The organism is Streptomyces hesseae (assembly GCF_031845785.1).
Taxonomy (GTDB): Bacteria; Actinomycetota; Actinomycetes; order Streptomycetales; family Streptomycetaceae; genus Streptomyces; species Streptomyces hesseae.
On record NZ_JAVRFI010000002.1, the window covers coordinates 330,918 to 351,230 of the forward strand.

18 protein-coding genes and 7 pseudogenes are annotated in these 20,313 nt (G+C 68.5%); 9 read left to right on the forward strand and 16 right to left on the reverse strand.

What is annotated here, in order from left to right; all coding sequences use genetic code 11:
* Positions 1–28: 28 nt before the first annotated feature.
* Positions 29–568, reverse strand: a complete 540-nt coding sequence (locus RM609_RS04345; protein WP_311608045.1) for an IS5 family transposase — start codon at positions 566–568, stop codon at positions 29–31.
* A gap of 46 nt (positions 569–614) precedes the next feature.
* A complete protein-coding gene (locus tag RM609_RS04350; RefSeq protein ID WP_311608047.1) occupies positions 615–1,199 on the reverse strand; it encodes a DinB family protein in 585 nt (194 codons plus the stop codon).
* A 326-nt stretch (positions 1,200–1,525) separates the two neighbouring features.
* On the opposite strand from RM609_RS04350, the gene RM609_RS04355 reads away from it, so the two are divergent.
* Positions 1,526–2,002, forward strand: a complete 477-nt coding sequence (locus tag RM609_RS04355) for a GNAT family N-acetyltransferase (RefSeq protein ID WP_311608049.1) — start codon at positions 1,526–1,528, stop codon at positions 2,000–2,002.
* Between the two features lie 16 nt (positions 2,003–2,018).
* Here the strand turns inward: RM609_RS04355 and RM609_RS04360 are convergent.
* Together RM609_RS04360 and RM609_RS04365 are read right to left on the reverse strand one after the other, a co-directional pair.
* Positions 2,019–2,425: pseudogene (locus tag RM609_RS04360) on the reverse strand (transposase); the annotation flags it as partial.
* Between the two features lie 571 nt (positions 2,426–2,996).
* Positions 2,997–3,356, reverse strand: a complete 360-nt coding sequence (locus tag RM609_RS04365) for a hypothetical protein (protein WP_311608050.1) — start codon at positions 3,354–3,356, stop codon at positions 2,997–2,999.
* Between the two features lie 178 nt (positions 3,357–3,534).
* Between RM609_RS04365 and RM609_RS04370 the strand changes: the two genes are divergently transcribed.
* The 3 genes from RM609_RS04370 to RM609_RS04380 all read left to right on the forward strand — a co-directional run bounded on the left by RM609_RS04370 (position 3,535) and on the right by RM609_RS04380 (position 7,950).
* Positions 3,535–4,674: a peptidoglycan DD-metalloendopeptidase family protein gene (locus RM609_RS04370; protein WP_311608051.1), complete on the forward strand. Its 1,140-nt coding sequence runs from the start codon at positions 3,535–3,537 to the stop codon at positions 4,672–4,674.
* A 71-nt stretch (positions 4,675–4,745) separates the two neighbouring features.
* A complete protein-coding gene (locus tag RM609_RS04375; RefSeq protein WP_311608053.1) occupies positions 4,746–6,539 on the forward strand; it encodes a family 43 glycosylhydrolase in 1,794 nt (597 codons plus the stop codon).
* Positions 6,540–6,594: 55 nt separating this feature from the next.
* Positions 6,595–7,950 carry a peptidoglycan DD-metalloendopeptidase family protein gene (locus RM609_RS04380; protein WP_311608055.1) on the forward strand — a complete coding sequence of 452 codons (1,356 nt, stop codon included), beginning with the start codon at positions 6,595–6,597 and terminating at the stop codon, positions 7,948–7,950.
* Between the two features lie 189 nt (positions 7,951–8,139).
* Here the strand turns inward: RM609_RS04380 and RM609_RS04385 are convergent.
* The 4 genes and pseudogenes from RM609_RS04385 to RM609_RS04400 form a co-directional block, all read right to left on the reverse strand.
* Positions 8,140–8,331, reverse strand: a pseudogene (locus tag RM609_RS04385) (telomere-protecting terminal protein Tpg); the annotation flags it as partial.
* Positions 8,332–8,444: 113 nt separating this feature from the next.
* Positions 8,445–8,882: a DUF2267 domain-containing protein gene (locus tag RM609_RS04390; protein ID WP_311608057.1), complete on the reverse strand. Its 438-nt coding sequence runs from the start codon at positions 8,880–8,882 to the stop codon at positions 8,445–8,447.
* Positions 8,883–8,938: 56 nt separating this feature from the next.
* The gene (locus RM609_RS04395; protein ID WP_311608058.1) at positions 8,939–9,334 is read right to left on the reverse strand and encodes a DUF2267 domain-containing protein; all 396 of its coding nucleotides are present in this window, start codon (positions 9,332–9,334) and stop codon (positions 8,939–8,941) included.
* A 97-nt stretch (positions 9,335–9,431) separates the two neighbouring features.
* Complete coding sequence (locus RM609_RS04400; RefSeq protein ID WP_311608059.1) at positions 9,432–9,863, reverse strand: Hsp20/alpha crystallin family protein; 432 nt, start codon at positions 9,861–9,863, stop codon at positions 9,432–9,434.
* Positions 9,864–9,991: 128 nt separating this feature from the next.
* On the opposite strand from RM609_RS04400, the gene RM609_RS04405 reads away from it, so the two are divergent.
* Positions 9,992–10,624: a type III effector protein gene (locus RM609_RS04405; RefSeq protein ID WP_311608060.1), complete on the forward strand. Its 633-nt coding sequence runs from the start codon at positions 9,992–9,994 to the stop codon at positions 10,622–10,624.
* Between the two features lie 561 nt (positions 10,625–11,185).
* Here the strand turns inward: RM609_RS04405 and RM609_RS04410 are convergent.
* Together RM609_RS04410 and RM609_RS04415 are read right to left on the reverse strand one after the other, a co-directional pair.
* A complete protein-coding gene (locus RM609_RS04410; RefSeq protein ID WP_311608062.1) occupies positions 11,186–11,752 on the reverse strand; it encodes a P-loop NTPase family protein in 567 nt (188 codons plus the stop codon).
* A gap of 453 nt (positions 11,753–12,205) precedes the next feature.
* Entirely contained in the window at positions 12,206–12,589 is a 384-nt protein-coding gene (locus RM609_RS04415) for a winged helix-turn-helix transcriptional regulator (protein WP_311608063.1), read from the reverse strand.
* 101 nt (positions 12,590–12,690) lie between these two features.
* On the opposite strand from RM609_RS04415, the gene RM609_RS04420 reads away from it, so the two are divergent.
* Entirely contained in the window at positions 12,691–13,092 is a 402-nt protein-coding gene (locus RM609_RS04420) for a RidA family protein (RefSeq protein ID WP_311608065.1), read from the forward strand.
* Between the two features lie 362 nt (positions 13,093–13,454).
* On the opposite strand, the gene RM609_RS04425 is transcribed toward RM609_RS04420, so the two are convergent.
* The 3 genes and pseudogenes from RM609_RS04425 to RM609_RS04435 form a co-directional block, all read right to left on the reverse strand.
* Positions 13,455–14,003, reverse strand: a complete 549-nt coding sequence (locus tag RM609_RS04425; protein WP_311608066.1) for a hypothetical protein — start codon at positions 14,001–14,003, stop codon at positions 13,455–13,457.
* Between the two features lie 341 nt (positions 14,004–14,344).
* Positions 14,345–14,449, reverse strand: a pseudogene (locus RM609_RS04430) (DUF4287 domain-containing protein); the annotation flags it as partial.
* Between the two features lie 79 nt (positions 14,450–14,528).
* A complete protein-coding gene (locus RM609_RS04435; protein ID WP_311608067.1) occupies positions 14,529–15,065 on the reverse strand; it encodes a hypothetical protein in 537 nt (178 codons plus the stop codon).
* Positions 15,066–15,217: 152 nt separating this feature from the next.
* Between RM609_RS04435 and RM609_RS04440 the strand changes: the two are divergent.
* Positions 15,218–15,722: pseudogene (locus RM609_RS04440) on the forward strand (hypothetical protein); the annotation flags it as partial.
* A gap of 73 nt (positions 15,723–15,795) precedes the next feature.
* Here the strand turns inward: RM609_RS04440 and RM609_RS34700 are convergent.
* Together RM609_RS34700 and RM609_RS34705 are read right to left on the reverse strand one after the other, a co-directional pair.
* A pseudogene (locus RM609_RS34700) lies at positions 15,796–16,035 on the reverse strand (hypothetical protein); the annotation flags it as partial.
* A gap of 65 nt (positions 16,036–16,100) precedes the next feature.
* A pseudogene (locus tag RM609_RS34705) lies at positions 16,101–16,247 on the reverse strand (hypothetical protein); the annotation flags it as partial.
* Between the two features lie 212 nt (positions 16,248–16,459).
* Here RM609_RS34705 and RM609_RS04445 point away from each other — a divergent pair.
* Both RM609_RS04445 and RM609_RS04450 read left to right on the forward strand, forming a co-directional pair.
* Positions 16,460–16,682 (forward strand): annotated as a pseudogene (locus tag RM609_RS04445) (SDR family NAD(P)-dependent oxidoreductase); the annotation flags it as partial.
* A 201-nt stretch (positions 16,683–16,883) separates the two neighbouring features.
* Positions 16,884–18,569 carry a mycolysin gene (locus RM609_RS04450; protein WP_311608069.1) on the forward strand — a complete coding sequence of 562 codons (1,686 nt, stop codon included), beginning with the start codon at positions 16,884–16,886 and terminating at the stop codon, positions 18,567–18,569.
* Positions 18,570–19,895: 1,326 nt separating this feature from the next.
* Here the strand turns inward: RM609_RS04450 and RM609_RS04460 are convergent.
* Complete coding sequence (locus tag RM609_RS04460; protein WP_311608071.1) at positions 19,896–20,222, reverse strand: TfoX/Sxy family protein; 327 nt, start codon at positions 20,220–20,222, stop codon at positions 19,896–19,898.
* Positions 20,223–20,313 lie beyond the last annotated feature (91 nt).

A 20,313-nucleotide genomic window follows, 5' to 3' on the forward strand; every position in this document is an offset into this window, starting at 1 on the left:
TTCGCTCCCGCCACTGCCCAAGCCGTGATCAAACTCCTCGACCCCGGCGGGACCGGACCGCGGGGATGCCGAGGATGAGCGGCTTGAGGGCGAGACTTTCGTGCATATTCGCACCTGACACGGCGAAGGCGAGCGGGACTCCCTGGGCATCGGACAGCACGTGCAGCTTGCTGCCCTTCTTTCCGCGATCGACCGGGTTCGGCCCCGTCAGAGATCCCCCCCTTTTGGCGCGCACGGAGGCCGCGTCGACGATCGCCGAGGTCCAGTCCACCTCGCCCCGGGCTCCGAGTTCGTCCAGCACCGCCCGATGCAGCCGACGCCACAGGCCGACCCCGGTCCATACCGTGAAGCGACGATGCGCGGTGGCGGAGGACACGCCGAACGTCGGCGGCAGATGACGCCAGGCACAGCCGCGGATCAGCACGTACACCACTGCGGTGAACACGGCCCGCTCGTCACGCGGAGCGGTCCCGCCACCTTGCGGTCGAGCCGCGAACGACAGCAGGAACGGGGCGACCAGCTCCCAGAGCTCATCAGGAACCAGACGCTTCGACAGATCAGCACTCACGGCCGGCACCATGCCGCTCGAACATCAAGTCACGTGGCACAGCCTTCTATGCCTTGACCGATGCGGCCGATCTGGCGGCCTGCTCGATCTTCGCGCAGTAGGCGTCGCGGGCTTCCTGGTCGATCTGCATCTCGTGTTCGGGCCGCATCCCGGTTCGGCCGTCGACGTCTTCGCGCAGGATGTCGGCGTGCCCGGCATGCCGGTTGGTCTCGCCGAGGACGTGGACCATGATGGCGAACAGGTTCGTGTTGGGATAAGGCTCCGGCCACCACGGCACATGACCGGGGGCGTCGAGGGGAAGCTCCTGGATCGTCGCGTCCGAGTGTTCCCACGTACGCCGGTAGAACCCGATGATCTGATCGCGGGTCTCGTCCTCGGTCGCCCACTGATCGCTGCCGTCGGAGTCCTGCCACCGGGACAGCGGTTCCGGGGAAGGGCGGTCGAAGACCTCGCCGAAGTACCTGGCCTCGACGGTGGCCACGTGTTTGACCAGGCCGAGGAGGTTGGTCCCGGTCGCTGTCAAAGGCCGGCGGGCGTCGTATTCGGACAAGCCGTCGAGTTTCCAGAGCAGCGCCTCGCGGTCCCGCCGCAGTCTCCCGTGCAGGTTGTCCTTCGCGAATTCATCGATCATGCGGCATGAGCCTGCCATGGACTACTCGCGGCCTCAAGATCCCGTACGCGGACCGCAACGACCGGAAGAACCGAAGCCCGGCCATGGCCACTGCCCCGAGCTGCCGCAAGAAGCTCGCGAAACTTGCCACGTGAGACAACCTCTAAGCCGCCCTCAACACCTTCGAGATCACCTTCGACGGCCGGCTCTCCGCCGCCCGTCGCTGAATCGCTAACAACTCCAGACCCACCGTTAACTTTACGGCCCCGTACTAGGTCCTGTCCGGAGTCGTGATCACGAGATGGGGACTGAAGTCCACAGATGAGGGGCCGGTTAGGGTCTGTGCCATGTCTGCTGTCACTGAGCCCGCGCCTGCTCATACCTTGCGCCCCGCGACCCGTGTTGACCTGCCTGCGGTACTGGCCCTGCTCGCGGACGAGGACCAGGTGGTAGACCCGGCGACGATTGTGGTGACGGAGGCGTATGAGCGCGCATTTGTGGCGATCGACACGGACCCGCGCAACGAAATGCTGGTCCTGGTGGAGGACGGCGACACGGTGGTGGGATGCCTGCAGGCGACTTACATCCCGGGACTTGGCAAGGGCGGCGCCGAGCGCGCCCTGGTCGAGGCGGTGAGGATCCGCGCAGACCGGCGTGGGGATGGGCTCGGCCGGACCTTGATGGCGCACGCGATCACCAGGGCGCGCTCACGTGGCTGCGTGCTGGTGCAGCTGACCAGCAACAAGCAGCGTGAGGCCGCGCACCGCTTCTATGCGGCACTGGGCTTCGCACGTAGCCATGAAGGGTTCAAGCTCGCGCTTTAGTTGCTGTCGCCTGTCATCAAGCGGGGCGGAGGCTGCGCAACCAGATGACCGCGCCGCGCGGATGAAGCCCCGCCATGTAGCTGTCCGGCCTTTTATCGAAGCGCGTGGCCAGCCCCTCTCCAGTCCTTGATCTTGTTGATGTGCCGCTCCACGGTGTTGCGCTCCTTGTACAACTCGGCGTCGTGCGAGACCGGACGCCCGCCTCTCGATCCCTTCTTCCGGCTGGCCGCCTGGTCGGCCTTCTCCGGGATCACCGCCTTGATCTTCCGTTTCCGCAGGTGGGCGCGGTTGGCGCGGGAGGAGGCGGGAGGAGTACGCCTTGTCGCCGGCCACCACGCCGGGCCGGGTGCGCGGGCGCCCGACCGGCCCGCGCACCCGCACCCCGGCCAGCACTGCGGAAAACTGCGGGCTGTCGGCGGCCTGCCGGGGGTGACCACGAACGACAACGGGTGGCGGCCCGGCGGTGGATCCAGCGTTCGCCGTTGATGGCGCCTCGGCAGGGCAGCCGGCGGTTGCCCCGGTGGACGAGCCAGGCGGATCTACGGCGTCGGCTCCAACACCGACACCGCCCGCTACCGCCTCCTCCTCGCCGACCACCTCCACGTGCCCGTCGACTATGTCCAGGGCCACGTCATCGGCGAACACAGCGACGCCGCCGTCATCTGCGCCTCCTCCATCCGGGTCGCCGACCCGCCCGCCGCCGTGCCCGTACAGCACATCCGCGCAGCACTGGCCGCCTGTCCCCGCCTCATCAACGCCGGGGCCGGCTGGCCGGGCCCCGACTTCACTGGAATTTCAGCCCGCGCTGCCAGAGTGACGTCGGCACCAGGACGGCAATATGGGATGGCCCCGTGCTGCGTTGGCCGGCCCTTGGGAACGATTTCAGTGACCTACAAGGGTGAGCGTTCTGTGCCTGTTGGAGGTGCTCTGCCCGTCTGCGTGATCTGGAGGTCACCAGGATGATCGAGACGCTGATCATCGAGACTGTCGACCGTCAGCCAATTCCCCGGTCCTGTGCGCAAGTAATTCTCCGGGTGTGGGCATGTGTTGATGCCCACGCGGCCTTTTTACCGGTGTCCCCGGCGGCTGCTCCGGGCCGCCAGTCCGGCCGGTAGCCGGCTCTGTTCATGAAGAGCTGGTGGCTGTTGTTGATGAGGCGGTCGAGGAGGGACTCGGCGACCACGGGGTTGAGGAAGAGCGGATACCAGGCTTGCGGGGCCCGGTCGGGGGTCAGGATCAGCGAGCGCCCGGCGCGTTCGGTGATCAGCCCGTAGGGGTCGTTCGGCCTGAGGCGGGGTGAGCTCGCGCATGGCCGGGTCGTCCAGGATGAGGATGTCGGGACGGGCGAGTTCACGCAGGCGCCGTTCCCAGCAGGAACTTCTGCGGCCACGTCAGCCGACGAGTTCATCCAGAACGCAGACGCCAGAAATCACCACACGACTGACACCATTCTGCGATCCAATCCACACCTTCACCTCTTTTCAGTCGGTTCATCACGGCCTTTTAGGATCCATCTCATTCCAAGGAGATGCATGAGAATCACACGGGTCGGCCTCCTGGCAGCGGCGGCGGCGCTGCTGCTCGCACCGATCGCGCCCACGCCCGCCTCGGCCTCCGGCCCGGTCTCCGCCCCGGCTCCACAAGCGAAGGCGGTGGCCGACCGGCCGGACTTCCAGCTTCCCTTTCCCTGCGACAGCACGATCGAGCTGAAGACCTACCGGGGCCATAACCCGGACGACAAAAAGATCGACATGTACCGGCAGGGCATGCGGGAGGGAAGCCCCGTCCTGGCCTCAGCCGACGGCTACGTGCACGAGAACTTCTCGCCGGGCGGGCTGGAGATCCGGCACGGCGGCGGATGGTTCACCACGTACATGCACATGACCGGCGTCGCGAAGGCCGGCACGTGGGTCAAGCGCGGCGACGTGGTCGGCTACATGGGGGATGTCGGCTCGGAAGGCAAGCCGCACCTGCACTACGAGCAGCTCTACAACCCCGACAGCGACCAGGACGCCGACAACCAGCACATCGTCAACCCCGTCCTTCAGGGGCGGGGGCCGTTGGTCATGGACCCCGACAACCCGATCACTATGACCAGCACGAACTGCGGTGTGTCCGCCGGCAGCAGCCTGTTCGCCGCGTCTCCGGACCGTTCCGGTGTGTTCCAGTGGTCCGGCAACGGCACCGCGTGGAACAAGGTCGGCGGGGCAGCGGGGACACTGTACGCGGGCGGAGCGGGCCTGTTCGCCACCAACCCCACCAACGGCGACCTCTACAAAATGAACGGCCCCAACAACTGGAGCAAAGTCGGCGGACCCGGCAAGACCTTCGCCGTCACCGGCAACGGCCTCTTCGGGCTCTCACCCGACGGCAACGCCGTCTTCCAATGGTCCGGCAACGGCACCACATGGAACAAAGTCGGCGGAGCGGCGGGGACACTGTACGCAGGCGGAGCGGGCCTGTTCGCCACCAACCCCACCAACGGCGACCTGTACAAAATGAACGGCCCCAACAACTGGAGCAAAGTCGGCGGCGCAGGCCACCAGTTCACCGTCGCCGGAGACGCGTTGTACGGCCTGTCGCCCAATAGCGACGCGGTCTTCAAGTGGAGCGGCAACGGCACTACCTGGCTCAAGGTCGGTGGTCCGGCCTCCTTCATCGCGGGCCGGTAGCCGGCGACGTCACCAGCGGACGGGACCGGGCCGCCTGGGCCGGGCCCGTCCGCTCTTCCCTCTGGAGCCACGTGTTTTCACGCATCACCCTGGCTGCTGCCTTCGTCACGGTCTCACTCGGGATGCTCCCCGCCGTCGCCGCCCCGGCACCCGCCCACCCCTCCTCCTCCGCCTCCGCGAACTCCGCCTCTGCGAACACCGCCTCCACGAACACCGACTCGGTGACCACCGACGCGGTGACCACCGGAGACTTCGTCCGGGTCTACAACCCCGGCACCGGGGAATCACAGCCCTGGTACATCAACGACCACACCTTCATCCGTGACGAGGCCACCGGCACCTGGCACCTGTTCGGCATCACCCACGCCGAACCGGCCGACCCGGCGAACGAGGACTCGTTCGCGCACGCCACGGCACCCAGCCTGCGCGGGCCATGGACCAAGCAACCCATGGCCCTGACGGTCGACTCCTCCTACGGAGAGTCGCACCTGTGGGCACCGCACGTCATCCGCTCCGGCTCCACGTACTACATGTTCTACGCAGGCGGGCAGACCATCGGCGACCCGTCCAGGAGTCAGATCAACCTGGCCACCTCCACCGACCTGATCCACTGGGAACGGCGGCCCGGAGGGCCACTGTTCCGTGACGGACTCGAAGCACGCGACCCGATGGTCGCCCGGGTCGGATCCCAATGGGTCATGTACTACACCGCCACCGAGACGGCCACCGGGGGACGCAACATCGTCGCGTACCGGACGAGTCCGGACCTGATTTCCTGGAGCCCCCGCAAGACCGCGTTCACCGCCCCCGGCGACGGCTGGACCGAATCCCCGTACGTGACACAGCGCAACGGCCTCTGGTACCTGTTCGTCGGCGGTTCCGCACCGGAGGACTATGTCGGGGCCGAGGTGTACGCCAGCTCCGATCCGCTGCACTTCACGGCCACCGGCCAAGTGGGCCGCCTGCCGTCCCACGCCGCCGAAGTCGTCACCGACCGCGACGGGAGTCAATGGCTCAGCAGCGCGGGCTGGGGCACAGGCGGAGTGGACCTGGCACCGCTCACCTGGCGGGCGGGGCCCTACACCCCGCATCAGCTGTACGCACTGAGCCCCGACAAGAGCGCCGTCCGCCAGCGGACGGCCGGAAACTCCTGGACGAGGATCGGCGGACCGGCAGGCACACTGATCGGCGGCGACGGTGGCCTGTTCGCCACCAACCCCACCACCGGCGACATCTACAAGTACAACGGCACCCCGGACAACTGGACCAAGATCGGCGGACCGGGGGCCCAGTTCGTCGTCACCGGCGGCACACTGTACGGGCTCAGCCCGGACAAGAAAGCCGTCTTCCGGTGGACCGGATCAGGGACCACCTGGACGAAGATCGGCGGACCGGCCGCCACGCTGCACGCGGGCGGCGCCGGCCTGTTCGCCACCAACCCGACCACCGGCGACATCTTCAAATACAACGGCACCCCGGACAGCTGGACCAAGGTCGGCGGACCCGGAAAGACCTTCGCGGTCACCAACGAGGCACTGTACGGCCTGTCGCCCAACGGTGGTGCGGTCTTCAAATGGACCGGGTCAGGCACGACCTGGACCAAGGTCGGCGGACCGGCCGGAACCCTCTACGGCGGTGGCGCAGGGTTGTTCGCCACCAACCCCGGCAACGGCGACATCTACAAGTTCAGCGGCATACCGGACAACTGGTCCAAGGCCGGTGGTCCCGGGAAGACCTTCGCGGTCACCGGTGACCGGCTCTACGGGTTGAGCCCCGACCAGAGCGGCATCTTCCAATGGTCCGGGTCGGCGACCTTCCAATGGACCAAGGTCGGCGGGCCCGCCGCGAGCATCGTCACCGAATAGCGATCGCCCCCACACTTCCCCCTTCCCATATCGCACCCCCGCCCCAAGGAGATGCATGAGAATCACATGGGCCGGCTTCCTGGCGGCGGCAGCACTGCTGCTCGCACCGATGACAACCCTCCTGCCCGCCGCCCCGGCGGCGGCCGCGACCATCGCAACAGTCCCGGCGGCGAACACCGAGGTCGCCACCACTCCCCCGTTCCAGCTTCCCATTCCCTGTGGGCAACGGTGGACGACGTCCACGCACGATGGACACGCCAGCCAGTACATGGTCGACATGGTCTCCGTCGGTGGAGCCACCCAGGGCACACCCGCACTGGCCTCGGCAGGCGGACGCGTCGTCACCTCACAGTTCGACAGTCAGGCCGGAAACTTCATCGTGATCGACCACGGCGGCGGCTGGCAGACCCGGTACCTGCACCTGGACCGGCGCGACGTCGCCGTCGGCGACGACGTGGAGCAGGGCCGACCGATCGGCATCGTCGGCAACACCGGCAGCTGGACCACCGGGGCGCACTTGCACTACGAGCAGAAACTGAACGGCTCCGTCGTGCAGGCCACCATTGACGGGCACCTCGTTCCCGTGACATGGGAGTACAACCAGCACTTCGAGACCAGCGGAAACTGTGGCGTGTCAACCGGCAGTAGCCTGTTCGCCCAGTCCCCGGACCGTTCCGGCGTCTTCCAATGGACCGGCAACGGCAGCAGCTGGATCAAGGTCGGTGGACCGGCGGGCAGGCTGTACGCGGGCGGCGCCGGTGTATTCGCCACCAATCCCGACAACGGAGACCTGTACAAGATGAACGGGCCCAACAACTGGAGCAAGGTCGGCGGTCCCGCCAAGGTCTTCGCCGTCACCGGCAACGGCCTGTTCGGGCTCTCACCCGACGGCAGCGCCGTCTTCCAGTGGTCCGGCAACGGCACCACGTGGAACAAGGTCGGCGGGGCCGCCGGCACCCTCTACGGCGGTGGCGCAGGGTTGTTCGCCACGAATCCGAACAACGGGGACCTCTACAAGTTCAACGGGCCCAACAACTGGAGCAAAGTCGGTGGCGCAGGGGCACAGTTCGCCGTCACCGGTGACAGCCTGTTCGGACTCAGCCCCGACAAGAGCGCCGTCTTCCAGTGGTCCGGCAACGGTACCGCGTGGAACAAGGTCGGCGGCGCTGCCGGAACCCTCTACGCAGGTGGAGCCGGCCTGTTCGCCACCAACCCCACCAACGGGGACCTGCACAAAATGAACGGCCCCAACAACTGGAGCAAGATCGGTGGCGCGGGCCGGGACTTCGCCGTCGCCGGAGACGCCCTGTACGGCCTGTCGCCCAACAGCGACGCGGTGTTCCGGTGGACCGGCAACGGGACGGTGTGGCACAAGGTCGGCGGACCCGCGTACTCCATCGCGGGCCGGTAACCGACGTCACTCCAAAGCGGGCGGCAGGTGGCCCACCGGAGCTCTCCTCTGACGCGAGGGTTTCGGTGGTCCGCTCTTCCACGCCGTCGATCGGCGCTTCCGGGCGCTGTCGTTGCAGAGCCCGTACAAGATGCCCTGCGGGCACAGCCGGTCCGACACCTGCCGCGGACCTGGTGGCCGCTTGGGCCAAGGCGGCGCGACGGTGAGGTGGCGGAGGCGATCCTCGTCAGTCGAGCCGATCGACGCGGTGATGCCGGTCCGGGCCTGGGTGTCGATGGCGATGCCGCTGGTGGTCGCCGTCTTCTCCTTGGTCTTGGCCCGGATCCACGGCTGCCGGCGCTTCTTCACCTCGCGCTCAAGGCGCGCGGCGAGGTCCGGGCGGCCCTCCGGGCCGGACATCCGCAGCAGGTCGTACGTTCTCTTCGCGCGCCCGGGCGCAGGGCGGGCAGCGACGCAGTGGTCGTCGCGCCCGCCCCGAGCGCGCACGTCTTCGTCTACGCGGCCGGGGTGAGTTCGGCGCGGCCGAACAGCAGGGCGTAGCCGGTGGGGAGCTGGTGGAGGATGCGGGTGATGAGGTCGGGGCCGGCGTAGGCGGCTACGGCGGAGAAGACGGAGCCGGTGTCCCAGCGGGTGGTGGCCAGGGAGGCGCCGGTGCGGGCGGCGAGGTCCTTGACGAAGGCCCAGCCGGTCAGTGGCTGGGTGTCGGGGATCTGTGCGGTCAGCACGCGTGCGGCTTCCAGGGGCAGGCAGCCGGCCAGGTCGACGCGTTCGTCGCCGGTCAGCCGGCGCCCCAGTCCGGCGAGCACCAGGCGGACGGCTTGGTCGGCTCTCTCGCGAGTGGGGTAGGCGCCCTCGTAGCGGACCTTCTCCAGCATCTGCTCGTATGCCGTCCCGTACTGCTGCTGGGGCAGTGCGTGCCGGTCGGAGATCACGGGGGTGGTTGCCTTTCTTGCTGTGGCCGGTGTGCGGGCACCGGCGTGCGGGATGGTCAGGTGGGCTGGGGACGGCCGAAGAGCAGGTCGTAACCGGCGGGGAGCTGGAGCAGGATCTGGCCCAGCAGGTCCTCGCCGACGGCGTCGGCGACAGTGGACAGCACGGCGCTGACGTCCCAGGCCGCGGTCTGCTCGGTGGCGCCTTCGATCCACGCGGCGGTTGCGCGGACGAACCGCTCCGGAGACAGCGGCTCGGCGCTCTGCAGCGGGTTGAGCAGGATCAGGGCGAACGCCTCAGGCAGGCGCGCCGCCAGCTGGGCGCGGACGCCGCCGACCAGGTGTGCCCCGAGGAGGGCGAGCACCACACGGGCCGCGCGCTCGGCTTCTTCCACAGTGCCGTACTCGCCGCGTTCCTTCACGTGGCCGAGGAACGCTTCGCGTCGCAGAGTCATGTCGGCCGCCACCCCTTTCTGTATCGGACTACTTGGGTGCGGAGAGCGGGGTGAGGGGGAGGTCAGGTGCCCGCCCTCCGCACCCGTCCGGCCGGTGTCAGCCGGAGATCTCTTTGCGGCCGGAGCCGACGCCGATGGAGACCTTGCGGGGCTTGGCGCGCTCGGCGATCGGGATGCGCAGGGTGAGCACGCCCGCGTCGTAGTCGGCCTGGATGTGCTCGGTGTCGAGGGTGTCGGCGAGCACGATCTGGCGGGAGAAGACGCCCAGCGGCCGCTCGGACAGCTCCATCTGCACGTCGTCGGACTTCGCCAGCGGCCGGCGCTCGGCCTTGACGGTGAGCATGTTCCGCTCGACGTCGATGTCGATCGCGTCTGCGGTGACGCCCGGAAGATCGAAGGCCACCACGTACTCGTCGCCCTCGCGGTAGGCGTCCATCGGCATCGCCGATGGCCTCGACCAGGTGCCCGGGCCCATCAGCTGCTGTGTCAGCCGGTCCAGCTCACGGAAGGGGTCAGTGCGCATCAACATCGTGAAAACACCTCCAGCAGGTTCAGGCAGTTGCTGCCAATGCGCCTCACTGCCACCGTTGTAACATGTCATCCAATGGATGACAAGCACGATGTCGTCCATACGACGACAACGAGAGGGAGGTGCCCGTGACCGCAGCCCACCAGCCACCCACGACCAGCACGAATACCCACACCCCCGTGCCGTTCCTCGCCGCCGCAGCGGCCCTGCACGCCATAGACGACGCCCTGCACGACGCCCAGCGAAAGTCCCCGGGCACCCGGGACGCGCCCGGCCCCGGGCCGGAGCAGGCGCTGGCCTCCCTGCTGCTGCTGCGGCAGGTCCGCGAGCAGCTCGCCGGATGGGAAACAGGCCTGATCGAAACGGCCCGCCACGCGGGAGCCAGCTGGGCCGACCTCGCCCACCCCCTCGGCGTCGCCAGCCGCCAGGCCGCCGAACGCCGCTACCTACGCGGCCGCCCCGGCCCCGCCGGAACCACCGGCGAACAACGCGTCCAGGCCACCCGGGAACGTCGCGCCGCCGAACGCACCACCGCCACCTGGGCCCGCCACAACGCCGCCGACCTGCGCCGCCTCGCCGGCCAGATCACCGCCCTCACCGACCTGCCCACCGCGGCCCGCCTCCCGCTCAGCCAGCTCCACACGGCCCTCGGTCACGACGACCCCGCCGCCCTCATCCACCCCCTCAACGCCACCCGCCCCCACCTGACCACCACCCACCCCGACCTCGCCGCCCAACTCGACACCCTCACACCGCCCTGAACCCACCCGATACCCCAAGGCGTGCGCGAGACCACCCACGCCGACGATCAAGGAGCAGGCCAGTGCCCACCAACCTGCTGAGCGAGCACGGCCTCCGGGAACGGCACTGAAGGTGATGAGGTTCGCCTTCAGCCGGGCCCGGCATCGCGGCCATGGCGCGATCCAGGACAGCCGGCTCGGCCGCTACCGCCTGGCGCCACTGCCTCACGGCGGTCTGCTCCGCGGTCTGCTCCGAGCCGCAGGCCGGCCGAGGCTCGCCCGCAACCGCCCTCCACCGGCACCCCGGACGGCAACCGAGGAGAACCGGCGCACCGGCTCGACGACAGCACTGGCACCCGGTAAGGCCCTGGACCGGCCGGGCCACTCCACTCCATAAGACCAGCAAGAGCGCATACGCAACGTGCACGGATCTCCCTACCTGACCACGAGCGGTCGCAACGGGACCGCCCACCCACCATGTCACTGGCCGGGTAGCGGTATCAGTGGCCAGCCATCGCGCAGCTGTGGCTGGCCACCGTAGTTGGCCCCGGTGGACAACTACGGTGCTCAGCTCTCCGCGATCTACTGAGCCCGGATCCAGCCAGTGGCTTCGAGGACTGTGGCAGCGACGTCTGCGGGTGCCAGGTGGGTCGTATCGACGGCGATGTCCGTGATGGCGGCCCGGTCGAGGACGAGGTCGAGTTCTTCGGCTCGTTCGAGGTGCCACGGCAAGGACTCGGTGTCATGGTCGGCCTCGTGCCGTTGGCGGAGTCGGCCATGAATGGTGGGCAGGTCCGCGGTCAGGCGGCACACCTGCAACGACATCCCGAGCGCGGCTTGGTAGGCATTCCGTTCTGCCGCGTTCTCCGCGACGCCGGCCAGCACGAGGTGCCGTACGCCGAAGGACCGGTAGTTGGTGGTCACGGCGCGCAGGTTGCCGAGGAGGAGGCGCTGGTGGAAGGGGTCGTCATCAGGCGGGGGCCATGCTTGGCACAGGCGGTCGAGGTCGATGACGGCGTGGGGGACGCCGGCATCGGCGAGGAGGCCGCTGAGGAGATCGGCGGTCGAGGTCTTGCCGACTCCGACCGTGCCGGTGATCAGCAGGGCGCTCGGCTCGCCGTCGAAGGTGCGGTGATGGGTGGCGGGCATGACGAATCCTGAGGTGCGGGCGTTCGAGCTGGCGGAGGATTGGGGGGCTGGGCTGGAGGCCGGCGGACGAAGGACACGCGAAGCCCACCACCGGGGTCAGCCCCGCCCTGCCGTGCAGAAGATCCTGACAAAAGGTCCAGAGCCGGCCAGGCGGCCAGGCTCGAGGCCTCCCGATCCGGGAGCGGATCGACCGGGCGGCGGGTTTCGGCGTCCACCAGTACGGTGCCGTAGTGGCGACCCTTGCGGGTGGTGTACTCGTCGGCGCCAGCACGCGCGGGGCCGGTTGGCCGGGCTCGGGAGGGGCTTCGACCAGCCGCAGGACCGTGCTCCGGCTGCTGTGACACAGGATGGCTCGGATAGCCTGATCAAGCGGAGCGCGGGCCACGCTGGTGGCCACCAGCGTGAGACCGATCAAGAAATCGCGCAACGCGCGAGGGTGTCGCCGCGTGCCCGTCAGGCATCGAAACGGCCGCGTGCGCTCTCGATGTGACCGAGGTGCTGGTGGGTCCAGCCGCAGATGGCGTCGACCGCGGTGCGCAGGTCCCGGCCCGGATCGGTGAGGGTGTACTCGACTCGCGGCGGCACGGTGGGGTGTACCTTCCGGTCGACCAGGCCGTTGCGCTCCAGCATGCGCAGGTTCTGGGTGAGCATCTTGTGGCTGACACCCTCGACCTCGTTCCGCAGCTCGCTGAAGCGCAGGGTGCGCTCGCCGAGCGCCTCGATGATCAGGAGCGCCCACTTGTTGGCGACGTCCGAGAAGATCTCCCGCGCCAGGGAGTCCGCGCGCCTCAGATCCGCGTCCTCGGGCAGGCCCTTGAGCAGCTGCTTGGTCACCATCGGGTTCCCCAGTCACCGAAAAGTGCGTTCTTCCAGGTCAACCGTCACTCTCCTACAGTTTCCGAGTAACTACAAGAGAGCAGACCGGAAGGGCGAGCACCATGGCCACCATCGATGTCTTCAACTACAACGTGCCGGCCGAGAGCGACTTCGGCTACTCACAGGCGATCAAGTCCGGCGAGCTGATCCACGTCTCCGGACAGCTCTCGTTCGATGAGGAAGGCGAGTTCCTCTACGCGGGCGACTTCGCCGCCCAGCTCAAGCAGACCTACGCCAACATGGACAAGGTCCTGGAGCACTACGGCGCCACCCGGAACCAGGTCGTCTCGCAGACCCTGTACGTGGTGAACCTGCGCCGGAATGCCGCGGCGACGGCGGAGGGCAACCTCGGGTACTTCGGCGACCACCACCCGGCCAGCACGGTCTTGGGCATCACTGAACTGACCTTTCCCGGCCAGGTCATCGAAATCGGCTTCGTCATCGACACAAACCTGCCCGCTTGAGGTCTCCTCCTCGCACGTCCCACAGCCCTCTGGGGGCTCCGTTCGTGGAACAGCCACAATGACTGTTCCACCAACCGCCAGCGAGGCTTGACCGAGCAGGCCGACGACGACATCGATGCCACCTGCCGCATGCTGCGGCTGTGCGCCGAATCGAGCCCAGGCCGGGGAGCATCGACGAGTACTTCGCCGTCGAACAGCCGCTGTTCCGGGTGTTCACCCCCAGGGTCGACCGCTACAGCGGTCTCGATGATCGTGCCGTTGAAGGTCAGACGGTCGACGATCGCCGCGCAGAGTCAAGGATCGGGAAAGGTCTTCGTCCAGCCGCCGAACCACATGCGGCGGGTCGCACGGCTCAACCGGAGTCAGCGGTCGAGGGCACGCAGGTCGTCATCGCACAGGCCGGTCCGGCAGCACGCGGGCAGCCAGTCGGCTGCGATCTCCCGGACTCGTTGCAGGCGAGCCCTGTCGGGCTCCACCACCGTGAGGATCTCGAAGGCGATGCCGGCCCCACCGGACCGATTCGACATCACCTCCTCATAGAGCAGCCACAGACCTTGCACAGCAATGTCCCGGCACAACTCCGGAAGATCGAGTCCTCGTCGAGCGGAGTCCCTGTCCGTGCCCCCACCTGCCACCATGCACTGCAGGAGGTCGAGGAACCACTCGCGCCCCGCCGGTGCGACGTCGTCCGCGAGAGCCGCCAGAACAACCGATGTCACCGCAGGGGCCGGCTCCCACAGGACCGCCGAAGACCAGACATGCTCCTCAAGGCTGACATGGCTCGGTTCCCTCAAGGCTCCCCTGCCCGCAAGCGACAGCAGATCCCGGCCCAGATGCTCTGCCGAGTCGCCGCACCCGCACAGCATGCCCTTCCAGTTCCACTGGGCTATCTCCGTCTCGACCAGTCGCATGGCCACACCCTAAACAGCGCTCGCGAAGCCCAACGACACGTCCATTGCCGTCAAAACTTACGTACGACTCGGAGCTGGTGGCTCGGCGACTGCCATCCGAACTCGCTGACCCTCGCTGTCCCTAGAAGTGAACGGAGCCCCTCGCCCCGCGAACGCGGAGTGGAGCGTCCGTCGGAGTGGTGGGGTTCCCCTGGCCCAGGGGTTGGTAGTGCTGGATACTGTTGAGCCGACCGGTGAGTCCGGCAGTCGGCGGCGAAGAGCGCGTAGCCGCCACCAGCCCACCGCCGACTCCGGCGTAGCGGCTGTTCGCGAGGGGCTGGGACGGCTGCCGGGCAGTCAGGTTACTTACCGCTGTCTTCGGCGAGGGTGTGGGCGACCAGTGCGTTGGCGTGGCCGTGCTCGGTCTTGAGCCAGGAGACGAGCTCCATGTGCTTGGTCAGGGGCGAGCGGGCTCGCGGCCGGTGGCGATGGCTTCGCCATACGCGGCAAGGGTGCGGTATGGGTGGATCGGCCGTCGTCGAGGTGTCATGGGGACTCGTCGGCTTTTGCGTCCCAGCACTCGCCGGCGTGGTGGATGAGTGCGTTGGTGAGATCGAAGCGCTGCTGCTCTGTCATCGGGCCCAGGACGCACAGGGGGACGTTTCCTTTTTTCCCGCGGGGAGCTGGCTCGAGGTCGTACCATCCCGCCGGGCGGGCCATGGGGACCACGGTGTCGGCCGTGAAGCGGACGTGGAGTCCGGTATAGCGGTGCCGCGTCCGGGCCTGGATATTCGTGAGTGATACTTCCCCGACCTGTTCCCAGGCGACGGTGCGGCGGAACGCGTCGGTGGTGGTGATCCCGTCGGGGCCGACGCTCAGCGACCAGCCGGACCGCTTGCGATGGACGCGAAAGTCCTTCACCGCATGCCACGTGTGGACCAGCACGAAGGGGAAGCACAGCAGCGCGCAGATACCCGCAACGACTCCCAGGACTAATGCCAGAACCCAGGGGCTGTTGCTTTTGTCGACCCCTTCCGACACCAGCGGCGCGCTTGTCCTGCGGCAGGCCCGCCCGAGGCGCACACCGTCACCCCGCGCCTCGACGTCCTCGCCTCGCGCCAGGGTCGACGCCGTCCCCCGCCGCTCGTGAGCGGCTTGCCGAGAACGGCTTGGTCCCGGGTAGTACGGCTCAAGAGCCGCCCGTGAGCCGTCGCCCATGGCCACGGTGATTCGCCGTGGAACCGGAGCCCTCGGGTCCGCCGTGGCGGAGGTGGGAGGAGATCGATCCGGACGAGGCAGCGGCCCGCGGCATCTACGCGCCGGTCCCTGGCCTGTCCGACGGCGCGCCCGGTGCGGTCGTCATCGCGCCCGGGGACACCCGCAGCATGCTGCTGATCCCGGAGAAAGGCGGCGGCTACTACTGCGGCCTCAACGGGGCGGACTGCCCCAACATGGCCTGCGAGGCATGCGGCCTCCCCGTGGCGAGCAGGATCGACGGCTGCTCGCTCTGGCAGGCGGTGCGGCTCGCCCCGACCGCCGTGCGCTGCCTCCCCGCCGACGACACCGGTCCCCCACCGCTGTCCTGGGCGGAACTGATGGCGCAGGGGAAGGGCACGCCCCCGTTCGAGCCGATCGCCACCTGGGGATCGCGGCTGGGGTCGAGCCACTGGTGGTCCTGGAGCCCCCCGGTGGGAGGCGGCGGCCGGACGGGCGCTTGCCCACCTGCCAGCGGCATCCGAGGTGGACGCCGCGGCTGGCGGCGGACTTCGTCGGTGCGGAAACGGGCCGGGCACAGCGGGGCGACGTCGTCGCGGAGGTAGGTGACCAGGGCGCTGCGGCCGTGCTGTCCGCCGTGGCGTTCGTCCATCTCGGAGAACGCGGTGATCATGTCGCGGACGGCGGCGACTTCGGCCATGCCGACGGTGTGGCCGGTGCGGACGGCGGCGGTGCGGGCGGCGATGTCCTGGACGTGCGTCAGGGGCAGGGCTGCGGCGGCCAAGGAACAGGCCGAGGCCGTCAGGAAGCGGCGGCGGTCCAACTCGTACCTGCACATCAGCAGCAGTGCGTCCAGGGGGCAGCCCCGATGGACAGCCCGATGGTGTCACTTTCAGCCCCGGCTCAGGAGAGGAACCCGAGATCGGCAGGGGTCAGGAGCCGGCTCAGGAGCCGGGAGAGCGCGACGGCGGGGTAGCGGGAGGTGTCCCCACGGGGCACGGAGCCGGAGATCCAATGCTCCACGTTGGACTTGTTCGTGCGTAAGCGCGTGCCGCATTCGGCGACGACGCCTCAGACGGCCTTCGTCAGGGCCTCATAGGTAAGGCCGGACTCAGCGACAAGGGCGCTGAGCCGGGGGTTTGGCGTGCGCGTGGTCATGAGCACCTACCCGGATATACACGATATGCCGCTTGGCCCGCCCGCCACCGTACCGCTGTGCGCGGCCTCCCGGTTGACTGTTTATCAGGCCCGATAGCCCGGTCGGTCGGCGTTTGGGCGCCCAGACAGCACTGGGCAAGGACGCCGGAGCATGGCTCGTCGTCCGTGCCGTCCTCGACCCGGAGGTGCGGGGAGGGCAGCTATGGGGCCCGGGTCTTCGGCCTACGTGGCATGCCGCGGCGCGAGCCCATCCCCTCTCGCATGGCCGATCCCGCAGTCTGGCCAACAGCAGCCTTGTTGAGCCAGGCCCTGGGTGCCGGGGAGTGACGAGCGCCCACTGGTTCGCGCCTTCCCCGGAAAGCGGTGACATGTTCAAGCCATAGGTATATGGTTTCGCCCGTTGTTACTCGCGGTCAACCCATGGCCAGCGATTGTTTGTTGCTCTACTCATCGGCGAAGCACTCAACCCCCCTCAGCCCTGCCGACGTGCGCCGAACCCGGTTGTGCACGTCGCAGAAAGGCATGCCCATGTCCCGAATACGGTTCCGGAGACCCACCGTTCTGGCCGCGCTGGCAGGTATCGGCACCTGTCTGGCGACGATCGCCGCGCCGTCCGCCTCCGCCGGCACGCCACCTCAGGCCGGCGCCTGCACGATCGCCTCTGCGGACAAGGAGTCCGAGGCACCGCTCAGTTGTCTCGGCGTCACCGCTTCCCTCGACCGCCTGCCCGCCGTCGGCGAGCAGGCCACCCTCACTGTGGACGTCGCAGCGCGGACCAGCGTCAAGCACGCCGGTCTCTCGGTCCAGCTGCCGCCCGCGCTCCGGATGAACGGCAACGACTCCGGCCTGGCCGCGGGCACGACGGACACCTTCGGCCAGCGCACCAGCCGGGTGCTCGACCTCACCCCCGGCACCCGCACCATCAAGCTCAAGGTGAAGGCCGTCGCCGCCGGACCGGCCCAGATCCAGGCGGACGTCAGCGACATCGACCGGCCCGACCCGCGCCGCGCGGGGCACGACTCGGTGGAGCTCACCATCGGCAGGGCCAACGGTTCCTCCACCAAGGGCATGTCGGTCACCAAGGCCGACACGGCCCCGGTCCAAGGCCCCGGGCCCGGCACCCGGCCGCCGCGCCTCGCCGCCCCCAAGACTCCCGCCCCGGGGCCGGCCGCCACCGCCCCGGCAGCCCCCTCCGCGCAGGTCTGCGTCAGTGGCTCCTACCGCAACCGCTTCCAGTCCGCCGAAGGCGGCAGCTGGAACGGCAAGGCCAACCGGGACGAGCCAGTCAGCAACGCCAACATCACCCTGTGGGGCCAGCCGACCGCTAACAGCGGTACACAGAAGCTCGCCACGGGAATGACCGGCAACGGCGACGGTAGGTTCAACCTCTGCTACACCCCGAGCACCTCCGTCACCTCCAAGCTCTGGGTGGAGTTCCAGACCCAGGCCGGCGGGATGTGGTCGGTGGTCGACGGCAACGGCCGCCTCTACTCCACCGCCACGTACTCGCAGGACAACGTCTCGCGCAGCATCAGTCTGGGCGATGTGTACGCCAACGGCGGCCAGAGCCGTGCGTGGCACGCATTCGACACCCTCAACAAGCTGTGGTGGAACCGTGGTTCCACGACCGGCTGCTGGGCCGGCAGCCAGAGCGACGGCCGCTGCACCCCGATCACGGTGCAGTGGTACCCCGGCTCCACCGACGGCACGTACTGGACCACCAGCGAGGACAAGATCCACCTCGCGGACAATGACCCCGACTCCGAGCACACCACCGTCCACGAAGCCGGCCACGCCCTCATGGGCAAGCTTTACAAAGGCTGGTGGCCGAACGTGACCAACTGCTCGCCCCACTACGTCAACCGCGCTTCCTCCACCAGCTGCGGCTGGACCGAGGGCTTCGCCAACGCGGTGTCGTTCCACACCTTCAACGACACCACCTACTACTGGGGCAACGGCAGTTCCCTGAACCTCGCCAATGACCGCACCACCACCGGCATCGACCAGGGCGACGCCTGCGAGGCCCGCGTCGCCACCGCGCTGCTCGACCTGTGGTCCCAGGTCGACGGCGGCTGGACCAGGAGCAACACCATGATGTCCAAGACCTGGCAGTCCAGCTTCCGCGAGTACTTCCTCACCGACCGGCCCGCTTACGGCCTGGACACCGGCGCCAAGGCCCGGAACATCCTCTACAACCACACCATCCAGTACTGATCCGCGCCGTCGTCCGACACATGGCCCGGGCCGCTCGACGGCCCGGGCCATGGATGCTTGTGCCGCATACCGACGGCGACGGCAAGGAGCCGTGGCTCGGACCGTGCGGGAGGTGCTGGTGGCAGCCCTGGACGGGCCTCCCACAGCCTGTGCCGCGGCCTCAACCCCGTCCTCCAAGACGGCGAAAAGGGCCTTGACGGCTCGAAGGGTACGGAGCCTACGGGGAAGAAAGGGCAGCGCACACCTGGCCAGGGCGGCCAGGGTGGTGGTCGTGGTATCGGCTCATCGCCTTGCGCCTGGCCGCCTGGTTCAGGTGCAGATCCTGGCAGTGGCGGCGTAGGTGGGAAGGGCGGCACCGGTGTTCCTGGCGATTCTAACGACGGGCTACCTGGGGAAGAGGGGTACGCCGGTTGCATTCTCCTGACCTACACCGCCGGCAGCGCCTGACGCCCGCTGGTCGTAGCCGCCGCACAGACGCTGCCGGACAGAGCTGATTCAAAGCCTGAAGGCTGCACCAGCGTGCCGGTCACCACAGCGCGAAGCGTTCTCTACGGGGCCATTGGGCCGGACCGGGGGCGGAATCGGCCGAGCAGCCCCGGCCGCCCACAGGGATCTCTAGCCGACCAGTTGAGCCATGAGATCTCTCGCGGGCCTTGTCGTCGTCGGACAGGCCGACGAGACCGAAGTCGCCGATGCAGAGCGCGGCCCAGCCCTAGCCTGGACACGTCCACGGACAGTCCAGTGGGTCACGAGCGAAGCCAGAAGCGGACGACAGCGAGGGTCACGGTGTCGTTGCGACGCTTGTAGGTCTCCTTGTCGGGCCGGTGGGCCGGCCCGACTGCGCTGCCGCAGCGCGTGCGGTCGGCCCGCTGGTTCTCACGCTCGCCACTGATGCGCTTGATCTGCCGACGCCGCAGGTATCGGCAGTTCCGGTGGGACGAGTACGCGTTGCCGCCGCCCAGGTGATCGGGGCGAGTGCGCGGATGCCCGCCGACCGGGCGCGGGGCACAGAGGCATTCCAGGACCGGAGATCAGGTGTGGGGCATCGCCCCACGGGCCCGGTGTGATGAACACGAGCGGACGCCTATCGCCCTCCCCGCCAGGTGAATCCTGCAGGCAAGACCGCCACGGGAACGTCCCAGGGCCTCATCCGAACGATACTGAGCGGGCCGGCTGCGTCATCCAGAGATACGCGGCGTGTCAGTGCACGCGCCGGCGTCGTGTCCACACTGACTATGCACCAGTCGGTCCGGCCTTCCGTATCGACATCGGCCTGGATACCCCACGTCCGCTACCTCCGCCCTGGTGCGGCGGTCACGCAGGGGGTTACTTCGGCGGAAGCGCGGCAGCGGCTTCCCGGCCCAGGTGCAGCCAGTCGTCCAGGACGTCGTCGTCGAGGACCTCCCCCGCCACCAGCACCCATCCTTTCGAGACCCGGCCGCGGAACTCGTACGGCCGCGCGCCGGGCTGGGCGAGGGCCTGCGGAGTGTCCTCCGGGGCGACGCGCACCAGCAGGTCGTCGCCGACCACACCGACCGCCGTGTTCCCCCGCACCATGAAGACGAGCCCACCGAACATCTTCTTCGCGACAACCGCGTCGGTCTCCTCCAGCAGTTCCCGCACCCGTTCCGCGAGCACCTCGTCATAGGCCATGGCCCTCACGTTACCCACGCGTCACGGCACCCGCTCGTGCAACCCCCACCACAAGCCATATAGGACATTCCTCGCCCTACATCCTCGTTAC